This window comes from Trueperella bernardiae, assembly GCF_030246965.1.
GTDB classification, from domain to species: Bacteria; Actinomycetota; Actinomycetes; order Actinomycetales; family Actinomycetaceae; genus Trueperella; species Trueperella bernardiae.
The window spans coordinates 1,723,311-1,747,293 of sequence record NZ_CP127099.1 but is presented as its reverse complement, the minus strand read 5'-3'; the positions used below and the strand labels follow the sequence as shown (position 1 = coordinate 1,747,293).

Sequence of the window (23,983 nt, the reverse complement as noted above, 5' to 3'; positions counted from 1 at the left end):
GTCGACTCACGACCGCTCGGCCAGCGTCCGACTGCGCGCGGCCGCTCAGCCTTATCCGATACCGATCAGCTGCTGGGAGTCATAGTGGAGCGAGCGCCCCATGAACTCGGCGGCGAGCAGTACCACGAACCCGAGTGTCACCCAGGCCGCGAGGGGTGTGAGACGAGCGAGGGCGGCGTCGTCGGCCATCTTGTAGGCAACGAAACCGACGGCCACGGCGCCCACGCCCAGCAGGATTAGCCGGGTCCAGAAGAACGCGCCCGTGAACGCGGCGGCGGAGATTGCCGCGGCCGGCTCGGGGTGCATCGCGAGGTTCTGCAGGTGAGCGACGTAGGAGATGAGCACGCCCACGGCCGCCAGCGCGGCGAGCGCGGCACACAGCCGGATGATCGACACGGTCCAACGCCACTCCTCGGCGGTGGGCGCGGCGTTGATCTCGCGCTTGTTGGGGGTGAACCCGAGGGTCTCCTTCCAGGTCTTGCCGGCGGCGGGGTCGGTGGTATTGCGCACCGGCACCTCCACGGGCGCGTCCTTAGCGGGCCGCTGACGCACGAGCGTCATGAGCACGAGCGCCATGGTCACCCCGGCGCTGCCCAGCACGATCGCGGTGGCGAAGAACTGGAACGGCACCACCCACGTGTACCAGGCGGGCACGGTGGGCAGGCTCGCGTAGATCATCGACATCGACATGATGAGCGCGACGCCGAATAGCGCGGCCAGCGCCGCCACGCCCTGGCGCAGCCGGAACGAGGCGATCTTGAACCATTGCATGAAGGCAAACACGAAGCCCAGGCCCGCAAAGCCCACGCCGAACACGATCTCGCGGCTCAGCCATGACGTGGCCACGTTGCGGATCACGTTGAGGGTGTGGGTGACGTCGTTCATGTGGAACATGGAGGCGACCAGGCCGAACACCATCACCGGGCCGATGAGGTAGACGATCGGGGTGGTCAGCCGGTCGGCCGTGCGATCGTCGGTGCGGGCAGCGAGCCACATCTGCACAAGACCCAGGATGATAAACATGCCCACGCACATCTGGGCGATGACCGTGAAGATGATCATCGGCAGTTCGTGAAGATTCATCAGATCTCCTTCGGGTTAGCGATCGAGCCGGCGGTGGAGGTCCACGGCTGGGCGTCCTTGTGCGGGTGGATGACCAGGCGCGGCTTGGTGATCGAGGGGTCGGGGAGCGGGGCGATGCCATCCTCGGTGCCGAACTGCGCGCGCAGGTCGTCGATCGGGCCCCAGCCGAGCGCGCGCGATGGGCAGGCCGCCACGCACGCCGGGTCTTGCCCGGTGGAGCGGTAGTCGTAGCACAGGTCGCACTTGGACATGTGGCCTTGCTCCGCGTTGAACTGCGGGGCGCCATAGGCGCAGGCCCACTCGCAGTAGCGGCAGCCCACGCACTTGGACGAATCGACGTACACCGTGCCGTCCTCGCGCCGGCTCATTGCCGTGGTGGGGCAGACCTGCATGCAGATCGCGTCCTCACAGTGGTTGCACGCGATCGACGTGTAGTAGGTGAACACGTTCTGGGTGAGGGCGTTGCCCTGTGCCGTCCACGTGCCGCCCGAATACTCCACCACGCGGCGCCAATTGACGCCGATCGGCAGGTCGTGCTTGTCCTTGCAGGCGATCTGGCAGGCCTTGCAGCCCGTGCAGAGCTCCTGGTCAAAGAAGAATCCGTAGTTGGCACCCGCTTGGGTTAGCATCTCGCTCATTAGTCCTCCTTGCTCACGCCCGCGGTATCCGCGTTATAGGGCTGGTAGTAGGCCGCCTCGATCCGCTCCAGCGCACCCTTTTCCGCCTTCTCAACCTGTGCCAGCACCGTGTGGCTGGGCAGGCCCTTGGCAAGCGGGGTCGGGTGGAGGGAGGTGAGGGTGTTGACCGAGCCGCCGACGTCGACCGGCCGCTCCCCGTTCGCCCCCGCCGGTAGCGAGAAATCGGCCGAGGGCAGCGGCTTGTACCACGCGCCCTGCGGGATCGACACGGTGCCGGGGATGATCCTCGGCGTGACGAGCGCGCGCAGCTGGACCGTGCCGCGCTCGTTGAACACGTAGACGGCGTCCCCGTTGGCGATCCCGCGCGCCTCGGCGTCGATCGGGTTGAGCCACGCGGTCTGGGTGTGTGCCTCCTTGAGGAGGTTGACGTTGCCGTAGCTGGAGTGTGTGCGGCCCTTGAAATGGTGGCCGATCACCTGCAGCGGGTGCTCAGCGTTCTCGCGGGCCTCGAGCGCACCCTCCCAGGTGGCCACGAACTCGGGCAGCGGGGTGAGGACGTCGCCGGCAAGGGCCGGGCGGAAGACGCCGAACTCCCAGGCCTTTGCCAGGTTTGCCAGGCGCTCGGAGTAGATCTCGATCTTGCCCGACGGCGTGGGCACCGGGTTCGCCTCCGGGTCCTCGCGGAAGTCCTTCATGGTGATGACGGGGCCGTCGTTACGGCGGTAGATCCCCATCTCCTTCCACTCGTCCCACGTGGGCAGGGCCGGGTCGTCCTCGCGTGAGCCGTTGATCGCCTCACGCAGCCAGTCCTCGCGGCTCTTGCCGCCGGTGAACTCCTGCTCGAGGTCCAGCTTCGCGGCGAGCTCGGTGCAGATGTCGAAGATCGACTTCGTCTCATACATCGGCTCGATCGCCTGCTGGGAGACGATGCCGTAGGCCATGGGGCCGCCGTTCGCACCGGCGTGGTAGTCGAACTCCTCCGAGGTGGAGGTACCGGGCAGCACGTAGTCGGAGTAGCGGGCCGAGACCGTGTACATGATGTCCGTGGTGACGATGAGCTCGCACTTGGACTCGTCCTCGAGGATGCGCACCGATTCGTTGTTGTCACCGGTCTGGTTGACGAGCGAGTTACTCGCGTACTGGAAGACCGCCTTGATCGGCACCTCTAGCGAGGTGTTTTCGGGCTGCATGTTCTCATCCACCGGGATCTTCAAGTCGCGCACCCCGGGTTCGGGCTTGACGCCCACGCCCGCGTTGAACGTATTCATCTCCGGGCCGTGGTCGATCGCATCGAGCCAGGAGAAGCAGGAGATGATCTTGTTCGAGGGGTTGACGAACTCCGAGTAGAACGACGTGCCGACCCCCAGGCCCCTCGCACCCTCGCGCGCGCCCGTGCCGCCGCCGGGGATGCCGGGGTTGCCGGTCACGCAGGCGAGGAGGAAGATCGCGCGGGCGGTGTTCTCGCCGTTCGCGTGGCGCTGCGGCCCCCAGCCCTGGGTGATCGCGGCGGGCTTGGCGTTGGCGATTTCGCGGGCCAGGCGCCGGATGTCGGCTGCCGGGACGCCGCAGATGTCAGAGGCCCACTCGGGGGTCTTCGCGACCCCGTCCGCGCCCTTACCCTCAAGGTAGGCGCGGTAGGAGGCGTTCTTCGGGGCGCCCTCGGGCATGTGGTCCTCGTCGAAGCCGAGGCAGTACTTGTCGAGGAACGCCTGGTCGTGCAGGTTCTCCTCAACCATTACGTAGATCATGCCGGCGATCAGCGCGGCGTCGGTACCGGGGCGAACCGGCACCCACTCATCTCCGAGCGCCACGGAGGTCTCCGAGTAGCGCGGGTCGATGATGATCGTGCGCACGCCGTGCTCGCGCTTGATGTTCTGGGTGACGAACGTGTGCCCGCCGCCCGACATGCGGGTCTCGATCGGGTTGTTGCCGAACATGACCTGCAGCTTGGAGTTGGCGACGTCGTCGAACGAATTGGAGTTGACCCACGTGCCGTAGAAGTAGGGATAGGCCTGCGTGATGGCCGTGGTGGAGTAATCCGAGTAATGGTCGAGGTAGCCGCCGAACGCGTTGAGCAGGCGAGCCATCGGCGTGTTGTTCGGGGGCCACGAGCAGGACATGACCGCGCCGAGCGTGCCGGTGCCGTACTGGATGTAGAAGGCCTCGTTACCGTAGCGGTTCTTGATGTCCTTCATCTTCTCCGCGATCTCGGTCAGCGCCTGATCCCAGGAGATTTCCTCCCACTGCTCCTCGCCGCGCTTGGTGCCTTCCTTGCGCTTCATCGGCTTCTTGAGACGGTCGGGGTTGTAGATGCGCTGGCGGATCGAGCGCCCGCGCACACACGCGCGCACCTGCTGGTTGCCGAGCTCGTCGGTGCCGGTGTTGTCCGGCAGGACCCGGACCACGGTGCCATCCTTGACCTGCAGGCGTAGCGGGCAACGCGAGCCGCAGTTGACGGTGCAGGCCGACCACACGGTGCGGTCGGCGTCGGCGATCCCCTCCGCGTCTGCGGCCGCGACCTTCGGCGTGCCGAGGCTAGTGGTGGTGGCCGCCAGGCCGGCAACTCCCGCGGCGACCCCGGACCACTTGAGGAATGTGCGGCGCGAAGGGCCGTGCGGCTGCGCGGTCGTGCCGGGTGAGAGAGTCTGAGTCATCATCGCCCCCAAAAACTGAACAAAGAATGCCGGAATTTCCGGCTGTCAATGCCAGTATTCGAGCTAAACGACGAGTGTTCGTTAGACCAAGGTCCCAGATGATCTCAAAAGCGGGAAAACCGCCTCTGACACGGGAAAAGTTACGTGATAATAAAGTTTCATAATGCCTAGGCGAGCGAGGTGAAGGCCTTTTCCAGCTCCTCGGGCGTGGTCAGCGGCTCGTCAGAAAAAGCGCAATTCTTCATCGCGGCGGCCACGATCGTAAACCCTGCCCGGTTGAGCGCGGACGTCACGGCGGCGAGTTGGTGGATGACGTCCACGCACTCCCCGCCGTTTTCAAAATTCTCGATGACGGCGTTGAGTTGCCCGCGGGCGCGCTTGAGTCGGTTGAGCGCCTTGCGCTGCTCGGCCTGGAGCTCTTCGATGCCCATGATGCTACCTCTTCTGTTCGGGCCCATCCTACGCGGCGGGGAGTGGTTGCGCGACGTTGTCGTCGACACTACCCTATACCCCAGGGGGTATCGAAGGGGATGGAGGTCACCCAATGAGGATCGTTGTTGTTGGTGGAGTTGCCGGAGGGATGTCGGCCGCGGCGCGTTTGCGCAGGTTGCAGGAGGGCGCCGAGATCATTGTGCTCGAGGCGGGCCCCGAGGTGTCGTTCGCCAATTGTGGCCTGCCCTACTTCGTGTCCGGCGAAATCACCGACCCGGGCGCGCTCCTCGTCCAGACCCCGGCCTCGCTCAAGGCCTCACGCAACCTCGACGTGCGGGTCAACAGCGCCGTTACCGCGCTCGACCCCGCCGCGCGCACCGTCCGCGTGAATGGTCCCGACGCGGACTACGAGCTCACCTACGACGTCCTCGTCCTCTCGCCCGGCGCCGAGGCCTTCCGCCCTGACGTGCCCGGCATCGACTCTCCGCGCGTCACCACCTTGCGCACCGTCTCTGACGCCCACGCGCTTCACGACGCCGCGGCCGGTGCGTCGTCCGCCGTGGTGATCGGCGCCGGCTTCATCGGGCTTGAAGCCGCTGAAGCACTGGCCATGCGCGGGGTGAAGACCACCGTGGTCGAGTTCGCCGACCACGTGCTGCCCCCGCTCGACACCGAGAGCGCTTACTACGTGGCCCAAGAGCTGGCCGAGCTCGGGATGGATGTGCGCACCTCCACCGCCGTCACGGCGATCGAGGAGCCGGGCGCGGGTGGGCCGGCCGACGTGGTGCTCTCCGACGGCTCGCGCGTGAAGGCAGACGTGGTGGTGCTTGCCGCCGGCGTCCGCCCCCGCACCAGCATCTGGGAGGATGCGGGAGTGGAGTGCGAGCGCGGGGCCATCGTCGTCGACGAACACGGACGCACCAACCTCGAAGGCGTGTGGGCCGTGGGCGACGCCGTGGTCTCCACGGACCTGGTGACCGGGGCGCGGCGGCCCGTGGCGCTCGCGGGCCCGGCCAACCGTGCCGGCCGGCTCGTGGCAGACGCGATCTCCGGCAACCTGTCCCACCCGATCCCGGCGGCCGCGGGCACGGCGATCGTGCGCGTGGGCAAGCTGACCGCCGCGATGACCGGCGCGAACGAGCGCGCGCTCGAGGGGATCGCGCACCACACGATCTCCCTCCACCCGGCCGACCACGCCGGCTACTTCCCCGGCGCCACCCAGATGCACATGCGCCTCCACTTCGCCGAGGATGGCAAGGTGCTCGGCGCGCAGATCGTGGGCCGCGGGGGCGTGGACAAGCGCATCGACGTGCTCGCCACCGCGATCAAGGCCGGCATGACCGTGGCCGACCTCATCGACCTCGACTTGGCCTACTCCCCGCCGTACGGCTCGGCGAAGGACCCGGTCAACATGGCCGGCATGATGGCCTCCAACGTGCTCGACCGCACGATGGACGTGTGGCACACCGCCGACCTGGCGCGCCTGCGCCAGACCCACCTCATCCTCGACGTGCGCAGCCGCGCCGAATACGAGGGCGAGGGCCACATCGACGGCGCCCTCAACATCCCCCACCTCGAGATCCGCGATCGGATGGACGAGGTTCGCGCCTCTGCGGCCGGGCGCCCTATCGCCGTACACTGCGAGTCCGGCATGCGCTCCTACCTCGCACACCGCCAGCTGGTCCAGGCCGGCAACACGTGCGTCAACCACTCCGGCGGCATGATCACCATGCTGGCCGAACTCGGCGACAGCGCGGACGGCGTCGTCAAGTAAAGGCGGCCCTGGCCGTCACCATGAACAGCTGGGAGCACAGCCGCTCTCAGGAAAAATCCTGGGGTGAAGGCCCGGGAAGAAAGAAGGAAGAACCATGTGCCAGCGCGTTACCTGCCCCAAGTGCGGCAAGCCCACCTGGGCCGGCTGCGGCAACCACATCGAGCAGGCCCTCGCCGGCGTTCCCGAATCGGAGCGCTGCCAGGGCCACGCGAAGGAGGGCGGCTCCTTCCTGTCGAGGCTCTTTGGCTAAGCCGGGGCGCGATAGAAGTCCGGGCAGTTTAAAAACACTGGACGATTCCGGGGCGATCTCCTCAAATAAGAAGATCGCCCCGGAATCGTCCAAAAAATTTCACTCCGGCTTCGCGCCGGGGTGCCTTAGCCGATGCCGATCAGCTGCATCGAGTCATAGTGCAGCGACCTGCCCATGAACTCGGCGGCGAGGATGAGCACGAACGCCGCGCTCACCACCCAGGTCAGCGTGGCCGGCTTCTCAAGCGTGGCCGAGGAGGCGTACTTGAACGCCGCGAAGCCCACGCCCACGGCGCCCAGGCCGAGCAGCACCAGGCGCATCCAGAAGAACGCGCCGGAGAACGCCGCCGCGGAGATGGCCGCCGCCGGCTCGGGGTGGGTGGCCAAGTGCTGCACGTGTGCCACGTAGGAGATGAGGATCCCCACCGCCACCAGGGCGACCAGGGCCATGCAGGCTTTGACGATCTGGGTGGTGAGCTTCCATTCCTTGTCCGTGGCGGGAGCATGAATCTCGGCCAGGTTGCGGTCGATGCCGAGGCGGGTCTGCCAGGCGGGCGGCGTCGTCGTGCGAGACGGAACCGCAACCGGGCCGCGCTCGGTGGCGGGCGTGCGCTGCCGGATCGCCGTCATTGCAACGAGGGACACGACGACGGCGGCCGCGCCCAACATCAACGTGGTGGCGAAGAACTGGAACGGGACAACCCAGGTGTTCCACGCCGGGACGGTGACGAGCGAGGAGTAGATCATCGACATCGACCACACGAGCCCGATACCGACCAGGCCCGTCACCATGCCGAGCGCAATGCGCGCCTTGGCCGGGCCGACCCGGAACCACTGCAGGAGGGCAAAGAGGAAGCCCAGCCCGGCGAAGCCGACGCCGAACACGATCTCGCGGCTCAGCCACGATGAGCCCACGTGGCGGAAAACGTTGAGGGTGTGGGTGACGTCGTTCATGTGGAACATGGAGGCGACCAGGCCGAACACCATCACCGGGCCGATCACATACAGGATCGGGGTGGTGAGGCGGTCGGTGGTGCGCTCGTCGGTGGTGGCGGTGAGCCAGAGCTGGATCGCACCGAGCACGAGGAACATTCCCACGCACAGCTGGGCCACCACGGTGAAGATAATCATGGGTAATTCGTGGAGGTTCATCAGATCTCCTTGGGGTTGAGGATCTCGCCGTTGGCGGAGTTCCACGGCTGGGCGTCCTTGTGCGGGTGGATGACCAGGCGCGGCTTGGTGATCGAGGGGTCGGGGAGCGGGGCGATGCCATCCTCGGTGCCGAACTGCGCGCGCAGGTCGTCGATCGGGCCCCAGTCCAGTGCGCGCGACGGGCACGCCGTGACGCACGCGGGCTCCTGGCCGGTGGAGCGGTAGTCGTAGCACAGGTCGCACTTGGACATGTGGCCTTCCTCCGCGTTGAACTGCGGGGCGCCATAGGCGCAGGCCCACTCGCAGTAGCGGCAGCCCACGCACTTGGAGGAGTCCACGTAGACCGTGCCGTCCTCGCGCCGGCTCATCGCCGTGGTGGGGCAGACCTGCATGCAGATCGCGTCCTCACAGTGGTTGCACGAGATCGACGTGTAGTAGGCGAACACGTTCATCGAGAACGCCCCGTCACTCATCGTGGTGGTGCCGCCCGCGTACTCCACCACGCGGCGCCAATTGACGCCGATCGGCAGGTCGTGCTTGTCCTTGCAGGCGATCTGGCAGGCCTTGCAGCCCGTGCAGAGCTCCTGGTCGAAGTGGAAGCCGTAGTTACCCCCGGCAACGGCGTAGCTTGCCGAGTCCTTGTCAGTCATGATTCCCATCGAGATCACGCCTTCTCAACTTGAACGAGCGCCGTGTGCCCCGGGTTCCCCTTGGCGAGGGGGGAGGGGTGGTACTTCATGAGCGTGTTGATACAGCCGCCTTCGTCGACGCCGTCGGCGTTCGGCTTGTACCACGCGCCCTGCGGCAGGGACACGACGCCGGGCACGATGCGCGGAGTCACGCGCGCCTCGGTCTTGACCTTGCCGCGGTCATTGAACACGTAGATCGTGTCGCCGTTGGCGATGCCGCGAGCCTCCGCGTCTGCGGGGTTGATCCACAGCATCTGCGGGTGCAACTCCAGACCCTTTTCGAGGTTCGCGTAGCTGGAGTGGGTGCGGCCCTTGTAGTGGTGAGCGATGCACTGCAGCGGGTACTTATCGTTCGTACGGGCCTCGGCCTGGCCCTCCCACGTCTCGAGGTACTCGGGGATCGCGGTGACGCGGTCGCCCGCGCGCTCGCCCTCGAAGACCCACGTCTTGGAGTATTCGTACAGCGGCGCGGAGAAGATGTCGATCTTGCCCGACGTCGTCTCCAGCGGGTTCGCCTCGGGATCCTCGCGGAAGTCCTTCATGGCCACCCGGTGCTTGCCGGAGTAAGCGCGGAAGACGCCGACCTCGGGCCAATCCTCCTCGGTGGGGAAGCCCTCCACGTTGGCGCGGGTCTCATCGATGAGCCACCGGCGCCACTCCTCCTGGGTGCGGCCCTGGGTGAACTCCTGCTCGATGCCAAGCCGGCGCGCGATCTCGGTGCACATTTCGTAGCCGGTCTTCGCGTCGTACAGCGGCTCGATCGCCTTGTCGCCCCAGATCGCCCAGCCCATGTCGCCACACGAGGCGCCGGGGATGATGTCGATCTCCTCGAAGTTCGTGGTGGAGGGAAGGACGATGTCGCCCCAGTCGCAGCTGGCGGTCCACTGGTGGTCAATCACCACGATGAACTCGCATTTCGTGTCATCCCGCAACGCCTCTTGGGTGTAGTGGATGTCGTTGTGCTGGTTGATGAGGGTGTTGGAGGCGTTGACCACCATGAGCTTGATGCCCACGTCCAGCTTCTTCTTGCCGCGCACGCCGTCCTTTTCGGCCGTCATCGACGGTCCGTCCATGATGGCGTCGGGCCAGTTGAAGCAGGAGATCTGCGTGCTCACGGGCGGCTTTTCGCCGTCGAAGAGCGGGAATTCCTTGACGGGCAAAGTGGTGTTGCCCTCGCGGGCGCCGTTGCCGCCGCCCGGGATGCCGATGTTGCCGGTCACGGCGGCGAGGGTGAAGACCGCGCGCGCCGTTCTCCCCGTTCGCGTGGCGCTGCAGGCCCCAGCCCTGGGTGATCGCGCACGGCTTGGCGTTCGCGATCTCGCGGGCGAGGCGGCGGATGGTCGTCGCCGGAACGCCGGTGATGTCCTGCGCCCACTCGGGGGTCTTCTCGATGCCGTCGGCCCCCTTGCCCTCGATGTAGGAGCGGTAGGAGTTGTGCGGCGGGATGCCCTCAGGCATGTGGTCCTCGTCGAAGCCGACGCAGTACTTGTCGAGGAAGTCCTGGTCCTGGAGGTTCTCGGAGAGGATCACGTGGATCATGCCGGCCACGAGCGCGGCGTCGGTGCCGGGCTTGATGGGCACCCACTCGTCGCCCACGGCCAGCGCAGTCTCTGAGTAGCGCGGGTCGATGATGATCGTCCGGATCCCGTACTCGGACTTCGTCTTTTGCACGACGGCGAGCTCGCCGCCGCCCGACATGCGGGTCTCCAGCGGGTTATTGGCGAACATGACCTGAAGCTTGGAGTTCTTCACGTCCTCGAGCGAATTGGACGGGATCCAGCCGCCATAGTGGAACAAAGTGCCGGCCGTGAGCTGGGCCGTGGAGTAGTCGCCGTACTGGCCGAGGTAACCACCGTAGGTGTTGAGCAGGCGCGGCCAGGTGCCGCGCTTCGTGATGTTGCCGCCGGTGGAGCCGGAGCCGTAGTGATACCACAGGGCTTCGTTGCCGTAGGTTTCCTTCACGCGCTTGAGTTCGGAGGCGATCGTGTCGAAGGCCTCCTCCCACGTGATCTCCTCCCACTTGCCCTCGCCGCGCTGGCCCACGCGCTTCATCGGCTTCTTGATGCGATCGGGGGAGTAGATGCGCTCGCGCTGGTTGCGACCGCGCACGCACGCCCGGATCTGGAAGTCGCCAAATTCGTCCGAGCCCGTGTTGTCCGCGAGCACGCGAACCACGGCGCCGTCCTTGACCTGGAGGCGCAGCGGGCAGCGGGACTGGCAGTTGGCCAGGCAGGCGTTCCACACCGTCTTATCCACGCCTTCCATGCCGTCGGTCTGAGCGGCCACGGCAGGAGTGGGGAGATGAGAGGTGGTCGCAGCGAGGCCAGCTACTCCGGCAGCCACGCCTGACCACTTGAGAAATGTTCGGCGAGACGGGCCAGTCGTCCCGTCTAGCTTCGGGGGCAGAGTCTGAGTCATGCCGGTTCTCCTTATCGAGTCGGTCCGCCCCGGGGTGCCGGGGTCATGTTCCGAATCTATCTGCTAAAAGACAGGTGTTTAACAGTGACGACCCGCCTACCAGGATTTTTGTGGCCAAATGTCTGATTTGCCCAAAAATGAATAGGTGATAGTTTGGTTTCTAATATGCGGCTGCGCCGGGGCGGCAGGGCCGAAGGGACGGGGCGGCAGGGTGTCGTCGTCGGTATAATTCCTGCCAGGAGGCGCGATGGAGATGAACAACGACCCGCGGTACGTGCGCGTGCGCGGGCAGCTGTGTGACGCGGCGCGCCGGCTTGCCCTGACCAAGCCGGCGGATTCCATCACGGTGGCGGAGCTAACGCGCGAGGCCGGGGTGTCGCGCACTACCTTCTACCAGCACGGGGATTCGCCGGCGCAGTTCGTTGCGGACATGGTGGTCGACGTGCTGCAGCCCTACCTTGACGAGCTGATCGACGCCGTTGCCACCCCGAACGAGAACTACCTCCTGCGCTGGCGGGAGACCTACGTGCGGATGCTAACCGAGCTGCGCGAGCACCGGGAGTTCCTGAGCGCGCTGTTCGCCCCGAATCAGCCGGTGGTGGTCGGGCACATTACCCGCCGTCTGGCCCTCATCTTCGACGCCTACGTGGACGAGTTCACCTCCCACCTGCGCGAGGAAACCGTGTCGAACCTGTGGACGGCGATGGCCACCACCCAGCAGGTGTACAACCTCATCGCGGTGCTGGTGGCGTGGCTTGGCACGGACATGAAGGAGAGCCCGGACGTGGTGGTCAACACCTACCTCTCTCTCGCGCCGCCCTGGCAGCTGGCACGCTTCCAGGATGATGGCACGGTGTCGCTACGCCGCCTGCGCGCCATTTCCGACATCGCCGCCGGCGCCCGGGGCCGCAAGCTGTAAGTGGTGCCACGGCGCGGCGGCTCGACACGTGCCGCGGGGCGGGCTAGGCTGTGGGTAGTCTTTAAGGCGGTCAGAGAACCGGCAAGACGCCTCGCTTCTGCCCTGCCTTCTGGCGGGGCTTTTTTCTGCCAGGGGTACGGGCGCGGCACCGCGGCAACGCGTGCCTGAGCGACGCGCGGCACCGCGCTCTCTTTCCGCGAGGGAAGGAGAAGGAATGACCACCGTGCTCGACGCGCCGGCAATCGGCCGCTCCCTCATCCGCATCGCCCACGAAATCCTCGAATCCACGCGCGGCACCGACGGCCTGGTGCTGGTGGGCATCATCAACCGCGGCGACACCATTGCCCGCCACCTCGCCACCATGATCAAGCGCATCGAGGGCGTGGAGGTCCCGGTCGTCCACCTCGATATCACCGATTTTCGTGACGACGCCCGCCCGGCCAGCGCCCAGCCCGCGCGCCCCGCGCCCGGAGCGGCTGAAGGTGACGACGCGGGCCGCGGTGCCGGCGTTGTGATCCCGGACCTAACGGGAAAGAAGGCGGTGCTGGTCGACGACGTCCTCTACACGGGCCGCACCGCGCGCGCCGCGATGGACGCGCTGCTCTCGGCCGGCCGCCCGTCGCGCATCTGGCTGGCCGTCCTGGTGGATCGCGGGCACCGCGAACTACCCATCCGCGCAGACTTCGTGGGCAAGAACGTGCCCACGCACGCGGCCGACAAGGTCGTGGTCAAGATCGAACCCACAGACAAGCAGACCTCGGTTGAGGTTGTGGAGGTTTCCCGATGAGTATCCTGTCTACCCGCCACCTGATGACGATGGACGACCTGTCCATCGCCGACATCGAAACGATCCTCGACCGCGCCGACCTGCATGCCGCCGCCAACGCCTCCGGGCCGGGCACCAAGAAGCACGGCAGCCTGCGCGGGCAGACGATCGTCAACCTCTTCCTGGAGCCCTCCACTCGCACCCGCACCTCCTTCGAGATCGCGGGCAAGCGGCTCGGCGCGGACGTCATCAACATCTCCGGCTCGGCGTCCTCGATCGCGAAGGGGGAGTCGCTGGTGGACACCGCGCAGACCCTCGACGCGATGGACACCGACATGGTGGTCATCCGGGCGCGCGCCGCCGGCAGCCCCCAAATCGTGCGCCGCAACATCCGCGGCTCGGTTATCAACGCCGGCGACGGCAAGCACGAACACCCCACCCAGGCCCTCCTCGACCTGCACACCATGCGCGCCAACTTCGGCCGGATCGCGGGTCTGCGCGTGGCGATCGTGGGCGACATCGCGCACTCGCGCGTGGTCGGCTCGCTCGCCCGCGTGCTCGGCCGGCTCGGCGCGAGCGTGGTGGTTGCCGGCCCGCCCGCCTTCCTGCCCGCCCGCCCCGACGTGCTCGGTGTGGAAGTGGCCGCTAGCGTGGACGAGGCGATCTACGGCGCCGACGTCGTCTACCTCCTGCGCATCCAGCTTGAGCGGCTCGGCAGCCTGCAACTCCTACCCTCGTTACGCGAATACGCCCGCTTCTGGGGTATGAACTCGCAGCGCCTGGCCGCGCTCGCCCCACACACAGTCATCATGCACCCCGGCCCTATGAACCGCGGCGTGGAAATCACGCAGGAGGTGGCCGACTCGATCCCGGCCCGCGTGCTCAACCAGGTCAACTCGGGCGTGGCCGTGCGGATGGCCATCATGGAACTTCTCCTCGCGAACTGTGCCGAGGATCTGTCCCCCATCGCCGCGAAGGAGCTGGTCAATGCGTAAGATTCTGCAGGGTGCGCGGGTCGTGGACCCCCAGGTGGGGCTCGACGCCGTGGCCGACATTTACGTCCGGGACGGCCGGATCGTGGCGATTGTTGTTGACGTCGACGGGCCGGCGAACGCCGAGGGATCGGACGCGGCGGGAGCTTCGGACGCGGCGGACGCGGTCGGCGTCGTTGGCGAATGGGCGGAAGTCGAGCGGGTGGACCTGCGCGGCAAGGTGGTGCTGCCGGGACTGTTCGACATGCACGTGCACTTCCGCGAGCCCGGGCAGGAGCACAAGGAAGATATCCTCACCGGCTCGCGCGCGGCGGCCCGCGGCGGCTTCACCGGGGTGGCGACCATGGCGAACACGACGCCGGTGGTGGACAACGGCAAGCTGATCGAGAGACAGATCGAGCGTGGCGAGGAGGTCGGGCTCGTGGACATCTTCCCGATCGGTGCCGTGACGAAGGGGCTCGAAGGCAAGGAGCTCGCCGAGATGGGCGAGATGGCCGAGGCCGGCGCGGTCGCCTTCTCCGACGACGGGCACGGCATCCAGCACGGCGGGCTCATGCGGCTCGCGCTCGACTACGCCAAGGTGTGGGACCGGCCGATCATCACGCACTCGCAGGATGATGCGGTGGTCGGTAGCGGCGTCGTGAACGAGGGCGTGGTCTCTACGCGGCTGGGGCTCGCCGGCTGGCCTGCCCAAGGGGAAGTGGTGCAGATCTTGCGCGACGTCGAGCTGGTGAGGCTGACCGGCGGGCGCATGCACGTGGCCCACATCTCCACGGCGCCCGGGGTGGAGGTCGTGCGTGAGGCGAAGGCCACCGGGCTGGATGTGACCGCCGAGGCGACACCGCACCACCTATTCCTCACCGAGGACGACATCACCACCGAATACGAAACGTACCTGAAGGTCAACCCGCCGCTGCGCGCCCACGCTGACGCGGAGGCGCTGGCCCAGGCCGTGGTGGACGGGACGATCGACGTGATCGCCACCGACCATGCCCCGCATGCTGCGCATGAGAAGGACCTCGAGTTCGAAAACGCGCCCTTCGGGATGATCGGGCTGGAGACCTCGCTTCCGGCCGTGTTCACCGGGCTCGTGCAGCCCGGGCGGATCGGGTGGGACCGCGTGGTCGAGCTCATGGTGGCGCGCCCGCGCGAGATCCTGCGGCTCGCACCCCAAAAGATCGAAGCCGGGGCCGAAGCCAACCTGTGCGTGTTCGACCCCGAAGGGACCACGCCGGTGGACCGGGAGCATTTGGCCTCAAAGTCGGCGAACTCCGGGTTCTGGGGGCGCGTGCTCCACGGCGAGGTGTGGGGCACCATGCTCCGTGGGGAGTTCACCTACCGCGAGGGGGCGGTGGCCAAGTGAGCGAGATGGCTGGCGGCGTGGCTGGGGCTGCGGGAGACGGGGATATGGCCGGGGCGTCCGGGCGCGTCATCGTGGCCCTCGACCTGCCTGAAGGCGAGGCGCTCGCGCTCGCGGACATGCTCCCGCGCGGGGCGTGGCTCAAGGTGGGCATGACCCTGTTCTACGCGGCCGGGCCGCGCATTGTGACCGAGCTGAAGGCACGCGGATTCCACGTTTTCCTGGACCTCAAGCTCCACGACATCCCACACCAGGTGCGCGAGGCCAGCGCCGTGCTCGGGGAGCTCGGCGCGGACCTGCTCACCGTGCACGGCGCGGGCGGCGCCGACATGGTCGCCGCCGCCCGCGAAGGCCTGACCCGCGTGGGTGCCCCCACGAAGATTCTGGCTGTCACCGTGCTGACTTCGATGGACGCCGCCGGTTTGGAACAGATCGGCGTGGGGCGGGCCCTGCCGGACCAGGTGCGCGAACTCGCGCGAGCCTCTTATGCGGCGGGGGCGGACGGCGTCATCTGCTCACCGCTGGAAGCGGGCGACCTGCGCGGCGTGCTCGGCCCCGAGGCGCTTATCGTCACGCCCGGGGTGCGGCCGGCTGGCGCGGACGTCGGCGATCAGTCGCGCGTGGCTACGCCCGGCGCGGCGGTCAAGGATGGGGCGAGCCACGTGGTGGTCGGAAGGCCGATCACGCAGGCCGCGGACCCGGCGGCGGCATTTGAGGCAATCGCCGCAGATATCAGGGGGAACAATGCTCACTAACGATGAGATTCTGGCGCGCGTGCGCGAAACCGAAGCGATCCGGCACGGGCACTTCGCGCTGACGAGCGGACGGCACTCCGACACGTACATTCAGTGTGCGCGGGTGCTCGAATCGCCGGACGTGACGGCCGCGCTCGCGCAGGAGGCGGTGCGGCGGCTGGACGTGGAGGTCGACATAGTGGCCTCGCCGGCCGTGGGCGGCATGCTGTTCGGCTTCGCGGTGGCGCTCGCCCTGCACAAGCGCTTCGTGTTCACCGAGCGGGTGGACGGCGCGATGCAGCTTCGGCGCTCCTTCGAGATCCCGCGCGGGGCGCGCGTGCTCGTGGTGGAGGACGTGGTCACCACCGGCGGGTCCGTGGCTGAGGTCGTGGCGCTCGTGGAGGCCGCGGGCGCCGAGGTGGTGGGCGTGGTCGCGCTCATCGACCGCAAGACCGAACGCAAGTTTACCGCGCCCTTCTACCCGCTGCTCTCCCTACCCACGGAATCGTGGGCGCCGGAGGAGTGCGGGCTGTGCGCGGCGGGCGAGGAGCTGGATTCGCCGGGCAGCCGCCGGCTGTAGCCGGCCGGTACCCGGTTGTACCTGCCGAAAACGTCCCTTCGCGGGACGATTGTAATATTTTGGACGATTCCGGGCCGATCTCCTCATATAAGAAGATCGGCCCGGAATCGTCCAGTGAATTCAAATCCGGCCCGGCGGCGCCCCGGTCCGCCGGCCCAGTGCGCCCGGCCTTAGAGCGCCGCGATCTCCCTGATGAGGGCCGGTCCGCGGTAGATGAACCCGGTGTAGAGCTGGATGGCTTTGGCGCCGGCGTCGAGGGCGGCGGCTGCGTCGGCGGCGGTCATGATTCCGCCCGATCCCACGACGTCGACGCCCGAGTGCTCAGCCACGTACCGGATCACCTGCAGGGAGCGCCGGGTGAGCGGCGCGCCGGACAGTCCGCCCGTCTCGGCGGCCGCGGAGGAGCGTAGGCCGGCGGGCCGGGCGTTGGTGGTGTTGGTGGCGATGAGCGCGTCCACGCCCATCTCCTCGGCCACGCCTAGCACGCCATCGATCTCGAGCCACCCCATGTCGGGGGCGATCTTGAGCCACAGCGGCAGCCGGTCGCCGGCCCGCACCTCGTTGAGTGCCTGGAGTAGGTCGCGTAGTGCGGCCGGGTCCTGCAGGTCGCGCAGCCCGGGGGTGTTGGGGCTGGAGACATTGATCGCCACGTAGTCAGCCACGTCGGCCACTTCGCGCAGGCAGTCGACGTAGTCGGTGATGAAGTCCTCGTTCGGCGTGGTCTTGTTCTTGCCGATGCTCATGCCGATCCGCAGGCCGAGCGCGTAGTTCCCGCGCTTCACGCCCCACGCGCGCAGCCGCCCGGCGCCGGCCGCTGCGCCCGGGTTGTTGAAGCCCATCCGGTTGATGATTGCCTGGTCTTGTGGCATGCGGAACATGCGCGGTTCGGGGTTGCCGGGCTGTGGGTGCGGTGTGAAGGTGCCGAGCTCCGCGCCGGCGAACCCGAGCGCCGACCACATCCGCGCCGCCTCGCCCGTCTTGTCCAGGCCGGCGGCGAGTAGCACGGGGTGGCGGAACTCCACACCGCCTGCGCGCACGGGCTTGGTCGGCACGCGTAGCACGGGCAGGTTGGCGGAGATCTGCGCGCCGAAGCTCCCAAGCAGCCCGCCCGACGCCCCCAGCGCCCGCATCATGAGGTCATGGATCTCCTCGGGGTCCTTGCGAAACAGGAGTGGCCGCGCGATCCGCTCATAGCCAAACGCCGACGACGCCGTCACCGCGGCCCTCGCCATCTTCGCCGCGTTGTCGAGTGTGAAGTCCATGTGCGCACCTTTCGGCGTGGTTCAGCCTGTTCACCTCAGTTTACCGGCAATGCCCGCGCTCCCCGCTCCTTCTCATCCCCTGGCCGGCGAGATCTCAGTTTTCGGACGACGCCGTCCGCGCACTCGCCGCCGCGCCTTCCAGTCACGCCTCGCCCCACCCTGCCCAGCCGCTCCAGGATCGACGCAAGGTTGGCGCGAAGTCGCGGTTCCGGCGTCGTCGGAACCCACCCTTGCCCCGCTCCCCAAAGTTGAGCGGAAGTGACTCAAGAAATAGTCACAGGTATTGACGAAACTTTCTCGAGCGCCTTATCCTGTATTCGGAACAAAACATAGAAGGGGTTGCGGGCCGCGGGCCCGAATCCGAAAGAAGGAGTTACACATGGCACGTGCAGTTGGTATTGATCTTGGTACCACCAATTCCGTGGTCGCTGTCCTTGAGGGTGGCGAGCCCACGGTTATCGCGAACGCGGAGGGCATGCGGACCACCCCGTCGGTGGTGGGTTTTTCGAAGACGGGCGAGGTGCTGGTTGGTGAGATCGCCAAGCGCCAGGCTGTCGCTAACCCGGACCGCACGGTTTTGTCGGTCAAGCGCCACATGGGCGATTCGTCGTGGAAGGTCGCAATTGACGACAAGTCCTACACCCCCCAGCAGATCTCGGCCTACATCCTGCAGAAGCTGAAGAAGGATGCGGAGACGTACTTGGGCGAGCCGGTCACGGACGCCGTTATCACGGTCCCGGCCTACTTCAATGACGCGCAGCGTCAGGCCACGAAGGACGCGGGCCAGATCGCCGGCCTCAACGTCCAGCGCATTGTCAATGAGCCCACGGCGGCGGCGCTCGCCTACGGCCTGGAGAAGGGCAAGGAAGATGAGATGATCCTCGTCTTCGACCTGGGCGGCGGTACGTTCGACGTGTCGCTGCTGGAGGTCGGCAAGGATGACGACGATTTCTCGATCATCCAGGTCCGCGCCACCTCGGGCGACAACAAGCTCGGTGGCGATGACTGGGATCAGCGCATTGTGGACTGGCTGGTGTCGCAGACGAAGAACGCTTACGGCGTGGACCTGTCGAAGGACAAGGTGGCAGTCCAGCGTCTCAAGGAGGCCGCTGAGCAGGCGAAGAAGGAGCTGTCGTCGGCAACCTCCACGAACATTTCGCTGCAGTACCTGTCGATGTCTGAGAACGGCCCGATCCACCTGGATGAGACGCTCACCCGCGCCAAGTTTGAGGACATGACGCGCGATCTGCTCGAGCGCACGAAGGCACCGTTCAAGAAGGTCATCGAGGATGCGGGCATCAAGCTGTCGGAGATCGATCACGTGGTGATGGTCGGCGGTTCTACCCGTATGCCGGCCGTGACCGAGGTGGTCAAGGAGCTGACGGGCGGGCGCGAGCCGAACAAGAGCGTGAATCCGGACGAGGTCGTGGCCGTGGGCGCTGCCCTGCAGGCCGGCGTCATCACGGGCGACCGCACGGACGTCCTGCTCATCGACGTCACCCCGCTGTCGCTCGGCATCGAGACCAAGGGTGGCGTGATGACCAAGCTCATCGAGCGCAACACGGCGATCCCCACCAAGCGTTCGGAGGTCTTCTCCACCGCTGAGGACAACCAGCCGTCGGTGCTCATCCAGGTCTACCAGGGCGAGCGCACCTTCGCGCGTGACAACAAGCTGCTTGGCACGTTCGAGCTGTCCGGCATTGCGCCGGCCCCGCGCGGCATCCCGCAGATCGAGGTCACCTTCGATATTGACGCGAACGGCATTGTCCACGTCTCCGCGAAGGATCGCGGCACGGGCAAGGAACAGTCCGTCACGATCACGGGCGGCTCGGCCCTGTCGAAGGAGGACATCGAGCGCATGGTGAAGGAGGCCGAGGAGAACGCGGCCGAGGACGCCAAGCGCAAGGAGGAGGCCGAGGTCCGCAACTCCGCGGAGCAGCAGTCCTACTCGATCGAGAAGCTCCTCGATGAGAACAAGGACAAGCTCGACGATTCCGTGACCAGCGAGGTCCGCGCCGCTGCCGAGGCGGTCAAGGAGGCCCTCAAGGGTGACGACGTCGAGGCGATCAAGTCCGCCCAGGAGGAGCTGAACACGAAGGCTCAGAAGATCGGCGAGGCGCTCTACGCCCAGGCCCAGCAGGAAGGCGCCCCCGGCGCTGAGGGCTGGACGGATGCGGCGAACGCGGCTCGTGATGCCGAGGATGACGTGGTCGACGCCGAGATCGTTGACGACGAGGATTCCAAGAACTAACGCGGGCTGAAGGGGGCGGCGTGTTACGCCGCCCCTTGTCCGTACAGGCATTCGGAGAAAGGAATGGGCATGACGAACGAGGATTTCGGTGGCCAGCCCGATGAGCAGATGAACGACGTCGCCCAGGCCCCCGATCAGGCGGCGCCCGAGCAGGACACCACCCAGCCCGCCACGGACGCGGGCGAGGACGCAACCGGGCAGACCGACGTCGTTGGCGAGCTGTCCGAACTGGACCAGGCGCTGCTGCGCGTGGCCGAACTGGAGGAGGAGCTGGCGCGCCGCAAGGCCGACCTGTACAACCTCGGCCAGGAATACAACGGGTACGTCAAGCGCTCGAAGGCGGAGGCGCGCGTGCAGTACGAGGCGGGGATCACGAAGGTGATCGACACGCTGCTGTCCGTGCTCGACGACGCCGCCCTCGCCCGCCAGCACGGGGACCTCACGGGGCCCGCCGGCGCGGTGGTGGACAAGCTCGAGCAGACGCTACAGACGAACTTTGGGCTCGAACGCTACGGCGAACCGGGCGACGAGTTCGACCCCGAGCATCACGAGGCGCTGATGAACACCACGTCGGCGGATGTGGAGGTCCAGCAGGTCGCCCACATCATCCAACCCGGCTACAAGCAGGGCGAGAAGGTTGTGCGGCCGGCGCGGGTCGGCGTCGTGAGCCCGGAGTAGAAGACGAACAGTGACGGAAGGCAAGGAGGTGAAGAATGGCAGCTAGTCAGGATTGGATGTCGAAGGATTTTTACGCGGCGCTGGGGCTGAAGAAGGACGCGACCGAAGCCGAAATCAAGAAGGCCTACAACACGTACGCACGCAAGTACCACCCGGATCGCAACCCGGGCGACAAGGCGGCGGAGGAGAAGTTCAAGGCCGCCTCCGAGGCGTACCAGGTGCTGTCGAATGCGGAGGACCGCAAGCAGTATGACGCGATCCGTTCGATGGCCGGCGGCGGCGCGCGATTCTCACCGGGCGCCGGCGGGTTCGAGGACATCTTTTCGAACTTCGGCGGCGGCAACGTGCGGTTCACCGCGAATGGGGCGAATCCGGGCTTTGAGGACATCCTGTCGCAGATGTTCGGCCAGGGCGCGCCGCAGGCAAACGGCCAGGGAGGCTTCGGGTTCTTCGGTTCACGACGCCGCCCGGAGCGTGGCGCCGACGTGGAGACGTCGATTTCGATCCCGTTACGTCATGCGGTAGACGGCACCACCGTCACCGTGACGAGCGGCGGGGAGAAGGTGACCGCGAAGATCCCCGCGGGGATCGCGAACGGCCAAAAGATCCGCATCAAGGGCAAGGGCGGCCAGGGGCAAAACGGTGGCGAGCGCGGGGACGTGCTGGTCAAGGTCACCGTGGAGCCGCACCCGGTCTACGATCTGGACGGGCGGGACGTGTACGTCAACGTGCCTGTCTCGTTCGATGAGGCGGCGCTGGGCGCCACGATCGAGGTGCCCACGCTCGAGGGCAAGCAGGTCAAGGTCAAGGTGCCGGCCGGCTCCAGCTCGGACAAGGTGATGCGCGTGCGCGGGAAGGGGCTCGCCTCCCACCACGGGGCGAAGGGCGACATGTACGTGCGCCTGAAGGTCGTGGTGCCGAAGCGGCTCTCGGACGAAGCGCGGGCCGCCGTGGAACAGTTCCGCGACGTGACCGCCGACGCCGATCCGCGGCGCGAGTTCGATCAGATGGCTAGGATTTAAGGGAGGCCTGCCGGGAGGTCGGCGGGCCGAGAGCCAAGGAGGTGAGTGATGGCGAAGGTATCGAAGTCGGCACCCATTTTGTCGGTGACGGTGGCTGCGGAGCTGGCGGGAATGCACGCCCAGACGGTGCGCCAGTATGACCGGATGGGGCTTGTCACCGCTCACCGCACGCGAGGCGGGGGCCGGCGATACTCGCTGGCCGACGTCGAGAAGCTGGTCGAGATTCAGCGCCTGTCCCAGGAGGAGGGCGTGAGCCTGGCCGGCATCGCGAAGATTTTTGAGTTGCAGGCACGGCTGGAGAAGGCGGAGCGGGCGCGGGAGCGGCTCGAGCGAGAGAACGCCCGGATGCGGGCCGCCCTCGAGCTGCTGCGCGACGAGCTGACCCGCCGCGACTCCCGCCTGAACAGGGTGTTCGCCGCGGACCCGTCCGGCGACGTGCTCATGGCCGAACGCTTCGAAGACCTGCGCTCGGCGCTGCGCGAGCAGATGGAGCGCGAGCGAATGGTCGCCGGCAACGACGTGGTGCTCTGGCGCCCGCGCTACCTCGTCCCGCAGGGGCTGTTCTAACCCGTGGGCGAGATGCCCGTGGGTTGGCTGGCCGGAATGCCGGGGGAGGCTGGGCGTGAGCCGGGGCGCAAACCTGGCGACGCAATTGTGCAAGCGCGTGGGCGCGAACTTGGCCGTGCGGCCGGGCGCGAGATACTGACGGCCGGCCGGCTGCGGTCGGCGCTCGCGGCTGAGCTGGATCCGATTGTGGACGCGGGGCACCCGCTACCCGGGAAGGGCATGCGCCGGGCGGCCGTGCTCATCCTGCTCGACGCGGCGGACGACCCGGCCGTTCTTCTCACTCAACGCGCCGCCCACATGCGCAAACACGCAGGTCAAGTGAGCTTCCCGGGCGGGAGCATGGACCCGGGGGAGAGCGAGGTGCAGGCCGCGCTGCGCGAGGCCTGGGAGGAGTGTGCGATCCCTGGCGAGGGCGTGCAGGTGTGGGGCCAGCTGCCGGCGAGCTCCCTGCCCGTGACCTCTTTCTCGGTAACGCCCGTGGTAGGCGTGTGGGACTCGGCGCTGACGCTTGAGCCGGTGGCGAGCCCTGCCGAGGTGGAGGCGATCCACCTGGTGAAGGTGGCCGACCTTGCCGACCCCGCCAACCGCGGTAGCTGGCACCGGGCGGCGGCCGGCCGCGAGTATGGCGGGGCGGCCTTCCAGGTGGGCGACCTCGTGATCTGGGGCTTCACCGCCATGCTGCTGGATGGCCTGCTGGTCGTGGCCGGGTGGTCACGCCCGTGGGACACCGAGCGCCGCATCGCCGTGCCCCGGCGCTTCGGCGGCTGGGACTAGTGCGGGCCTTGGGCGCCGGCCCTGGGTTCCGGGCCCGCCAACCTTTGGTGCTGGGCCCGCCAGCGATTAAAGATATCTGGACGATTCTGGGCCTATCTTCGCATATGACAAGATCGCCCCGAATGCGTCCAAGAAATCTTAATTGGCCTGGGCCGCCTGGGGCGCCCGGGGAACTTGCCCGGCGGGGAGGGTGTGCGGGACGTCCGAGAACACGCCTGTGACTCCCCAGTTGAACAGTTCGTTGGCGCGGGCCGGGCTGTTGACCGTCCACACGTTCACCCCGTAGCCAGCGTCACGGAAGGCGCGGACCATCTCGCGGGTGAGGCCGCGGGAGTCGGGGTGGATGTGGTCGGCCTCGAGGAGCTCGAGCACCGAGCGCCAGTCCGGCCAGAGGTTCTCTCTCACGAACAGTGCGCCGATGGAGAGGTGGGGCGCCTTCGTCTTGACCTCCCGCAACAGCAGGTGGTTGAAGGACGAGATGATGAGCTTCGGGCCGTCGAGTCGATCGAGCTCCGCAAGCACGTTGTCCACCAGCAGGTGGCTCATCTGGGCGCCGGCCTCGTTCGACTTCAGCTCGATGTTGGCGTTTATGCCGGTGCCGTTCATGAAGTCGACCAGTTCGCGCAGCGTGGGGATCGGCTCCCTGGCGAACTCGGGGGAGAACCAGGAGCCGGCGTCGACCTCGGCAAGGTCGGCCTTGGCGAGCCCGTAGTACGAGCCGGAGCGGTTGGTTGTCCGATCCAGCGCTGTGTCATGAATGAGGATCGGCGTGCCGTCCCCAAGGATGTCCACATCGGTCTCGAGCCAGGTCAACCCCCGATCGGCGGCCGCCTTGAACGCCGCCATCGTGTTCTCGGGCGCGAGCCCGCTCAACCCACGGTGTGCGAAGATTCGCCTTTCCACGTTCAATCACCCATTCCTTCCACCCCTCTTATCTTAGTGGCACCAGCCGTGCCCGTGCGGGACTCCAACTCAGGCCGGGCATGCTA

General features: G+C 67.1%; 21 protein-coding genes and 1 pseudogene. 13 read left to right on the top strand and 9 right to left on the bottom strand.

The features are described from left to right. Positions 1-51 precede the first annotated feature (51 nt). The 4 genes from QPC17_RS08015 to QPC17_RS08000 form a co-directional block, all read right to left on the bottom strand. Positions 52-1,083 (bottom strand): dimethyl sulfoxide reductase anchor subunit family protein, encoded by a 1,032-nt coding sequence (locus tag QPC17_RS08015; RefSeq protein WP_285347209.1) that lies wholly within the window; start codon positions 1,081-1,083, stop codon positions 52-54. Continuing rightward, positions 1,083-1,721 carry a DMSO/selenate family reductase complex B subunit gene (locus tag QPC17_RS08010; protein ID WP_285347208.1) on the bottom strand — a complete coding sequence of 213 codons (639 nt, stop codon included), beginning with the start codon at positions 1,719-1,721 and terminating at the stop codon, positions 1,083-1,085. Before QPC17_RS08010 ends, QPC17_RS08015 begins: the two co-directional genes overlap by 1 nt. Then, positions 1,721-4,378, bottom strand: coding sequence for a DMSO/selenate family reductase complex A subunit (locus QPC17_RS08005; RefSeq protein ID WP_285347207.1), 2,658 nt, complete (start codon positions 4,376-4,378; stop codon positions 1,721-1,723). The genes QPC17_RS08010 and QPC17_RS08005 overlap by 1 nt, the downstream gene beginning before the upstream one ends. A gap of 164 nt (positions 4,379-4,542) precedes the next feature. After that, positions 4,543-4,806 carry a metal-sensitive transcriptional regulator gene (locus QPC17_RS08000; RefSeq protein WP_062614080.1) on the bottom strand — a complete coding sequence of 88 codons (264 nt, stop codon included), beginning with the start codon at positions 4,804-4,806 and terminating at the stop codon, positions 4,543-4,545. A gap of 113 nt (positions 4,807-4,919) precedes the next feature. Here QPC17_RS08000 and QPC17_RS07995 point away from each other — a divergent pair, with 113 nt between their 5' ends. Beyond that, positions 4,920-6,581: an FAD-dependent oxidoreductase gene (locus tag QPC17_RS07995; RefSeq protein ID WP_285347206.1), complete on the top strand. Its 1,662-nt coding sequence runs from the start codon at positions 4,920-4,922 to the stop codon at positions 6,579-6,581. Positions 6,582-6,675: 94 nt separating this feature from the next. After that, positions 6,676-6,831: a DUF8730 family Cys-rich protein gene (locus QPC17_RS07990; protein WP_162839030.1), complete on the top strand. Its 156-nt coding sequence runs from the start codon at positions 6,676-6,678 to the stop codon at positions 6,829-6,831. 125 nt (positions 6,832-6,956) lie between these two features. On the opposite strand, the gene QPC17_RS07985 is transcribed toward QPC17_RS07990, so the two are convergent. From QPC17_RS07985 to QPC17_RS07970, 3 genes and pseudogenes are all read right to left on the bottom strand, one after another. Next, the gene (locus QPC17_RS07985; protein WP_062614078.1) at positions 6,957-7,982 is read right to left on the bottom strand and encodes a dimethyl sulfoxide reductase anchor subunit family protein; all 1,026 of its coding nucleotides are present in this window, start codon (positions 7,980-7,982) and stop codon (positions 6,957-6,959) included. Continuing rightward, the gene (locus QPC17_RS07980) at positions 7,982-8,632 is read right to left on the bottom strand and encodes a DMSO/selenate family reductase complex B subunit (RefSeq protein ID WP_062614114.1); all 651 of its coding nucleotides are present in this window, start codon (positions 8,630-8,632) and stop codon (positions 7,982-7,984) included. The genes QPC17_RS07985 and QPC17_RS07980 overlap by 1 nt, the downstream gene beginning before the upstream one ends. Before the next feature lie 17 nt (positions 8,633-8,649). Continuing rightward, positions 8,650-11,052: pseudogene (locus QPC17_RS07970) on the bottom strand (molybdopterin-dependent oxidoreductase); the annotation flags it as partial. A gap of 284 nt (positions 11,053-11,336) precedes the next feature. On the opposite strand from QPC17_RS07970, the gene QPC17_RS07965 reads away from it, so the two are divergent. The 6 genes from QPC17_RS07965 (at position 11,337) to pyrE (ending at position 16,440) form a co-directional block, all read left to right on the top strand. Continuing rightward, positions 11,337-12,008: a TetR/AcrR family transcriptional regulator gene (locus QPC17_RS07965; protein WP_062614076.1), complete on the top strand. Its 672-nt coding sequence runs from the start codon at positions 11,337-11,339 to the stop codon at positions 12,006-12,008. 214 nt (positions 12,009-12,222) lie between these two features. After that, complete coding sequence (gene pyrR / locus QPC17_RS07960; protein WP_062614075.1) at positions 12,223-12,795, top strand: bifunctional pyr operon transcriptional regulator/uracil phosphoribosyltransferase PyrR; 573 nt, start codon at positions 12,223-12,225, stop codon at positions 12,793-12,795. Further along, positions 12,792-13,769, top strand: a complete 978-nt coding sequence (locus QPC17_RS07955) for an aspartate carbamoyltransferase catalytic subunit (RefSeq protein WP_201783176.1) — start codon at positions 12,792-12,794, stop codon at positions 13,767-13,769. The genes pyrR and QPC17_RS07955 overlap by 4 nt, the downstream gene beginning before the upstream one ends. After that, positions 13,762-15,129 (top strand): dihydroorotase, encoded by a 1,368-nt coding sequence (locus tag QPC17_RS07950; RefSeq protein WP_070448146.1) that lies wholly within the window; start codon positions 13,762-13,764, stop codon positions 15,127-15,129. The genes QPC17_RS07955 and QPC17_RS07950 overlap by 8 nt, the downstream gene beginning before the upstream one ends. 5 nt (positions 15,130-15,134) lie before the next feature. Further along, positions 15,135-15,881: an orotidine-5'-phosphate decarboxylase gene (gene pyrF / locus QPC17_RS07945; RefSeq protein ID WP_285347536.1), complete on the top strand. Its 747-nt coding sequence runs from the start codon at positions 15,135-15,137 to the stop codon at positions 15,879-15,881. Continuing rightward, complete coding sequence (gene pyrE / locus QPC17_RS07940; protein WP_062614072.1) at positions 15,871-16,440, top strand: orotate phosphoribosyltransferase; 570 nt, start codon at positions 15,871-15,873, stop codon at positions 16,438-16,440. The genes pyrF and pyrE overlap by 11 nt, the downstream gene beginning before the upstream one ends. 170 nt (positions 16,441-16,610) lie before the next feature. On the opposite strand, the gene QPC17_RS07935 is transcribed toward pyrE, so the two are convergent. Further along, the gene (locus QPC17_RS07935; protein WP_251769581.1) at positions 16,611-17,702 is read right to left on the bottom strand and encodes a quinone-dependent dihydroorotate dehydrogenase; all 1,092 of its coding nucleotides are present in this window, start codon (positions 17,700-17,702) and stop codon (positions 16,611-16,613) included. 379 nt (positions 17,703-18,081) lie between these two features. Here QPC17_RS07935 and dnaK point away from each other — a divergent pair, with 379 nt between their 5' ends. The 5 genes from dnaK to QPC17_RS07910 all read left to right on the top strand — a co-directional run bounded on the left by dnaK (position 18,082) and on the right by QPC17_RS07910 (position 22,994). After that, entirely contained in the window at positions 18,082-19,953 is a 1,872-nt protein-coding gene (gene dnaK, locus QPC17_RS07930) for a molecular chaperone DnaK (RefSeq protein ID WP_062614071.1), read from the top strand. Positions 19,954-20,022: 69 nt separating this feature from the next. Next, entirely contained in the window at positions 20,023-20,631 is a 609-nt protein-coding gene (locus tag QPC17_RS07925) for a nucleotide exchange factor GrpE (RefSeq protein WP_168160562.1), read from the top strand. A gap of 35 nt (positions 20,632-20,666) precedes the next feature. Further along, a complete protein-coding gene (locus tag QPC17_RS07920) occupies positions 20,667-21,653 on the top strand; it encodes a DnaJ C-terminal domain-containing protein (RefSeq protein ID WP_068538556.1) in 987 nt (328 codons plus the stop codon). Between the two features lie 48 nt (positions 21,654-21,701). Then, positions 21,702-22,220: a heat shock protein transcriptional repressor HspR gene (locus QPC17_RS07915; RefSeq protein WP_062614068.1), complete on the top strand. Its 519-nt coding sequence runs from the start codon at positions 21,702-21,704 to the stop codon at positions 22,218-22,220. 12 nt (positions 22,221-22,232) lie between these two features. Then, positions 22,233-22,994 (top strand): NUDIX hydrolase, encoded by a 762-nt coding sequence (locus QPC17_RS07910; protein WP_246783064.1) that lies wholly within the window; start codon positions 22,233-22,235, stop codon positions 22,992-22,994. A gap of 138 nt (positions 22,995-23,132) precedes the next feature. Here QPC17_RS07910 and QPC17_RS07905 read toward each other — a convergent pair whose 3' ends face one another. Beyond that, positions 23,133-23,897, bottom strand: coding sequence for a glycerophosphoryl diester phosphodiesterase (locus tag QPC17_RS07905; RefSeq protein WP_062614111.1), 765 nt, complete (start codon positions 23,895-23,897; stop codon positions 23,133-23,135). Positions 23,898-23,983 lie beyond the last annotated feature (86 nt).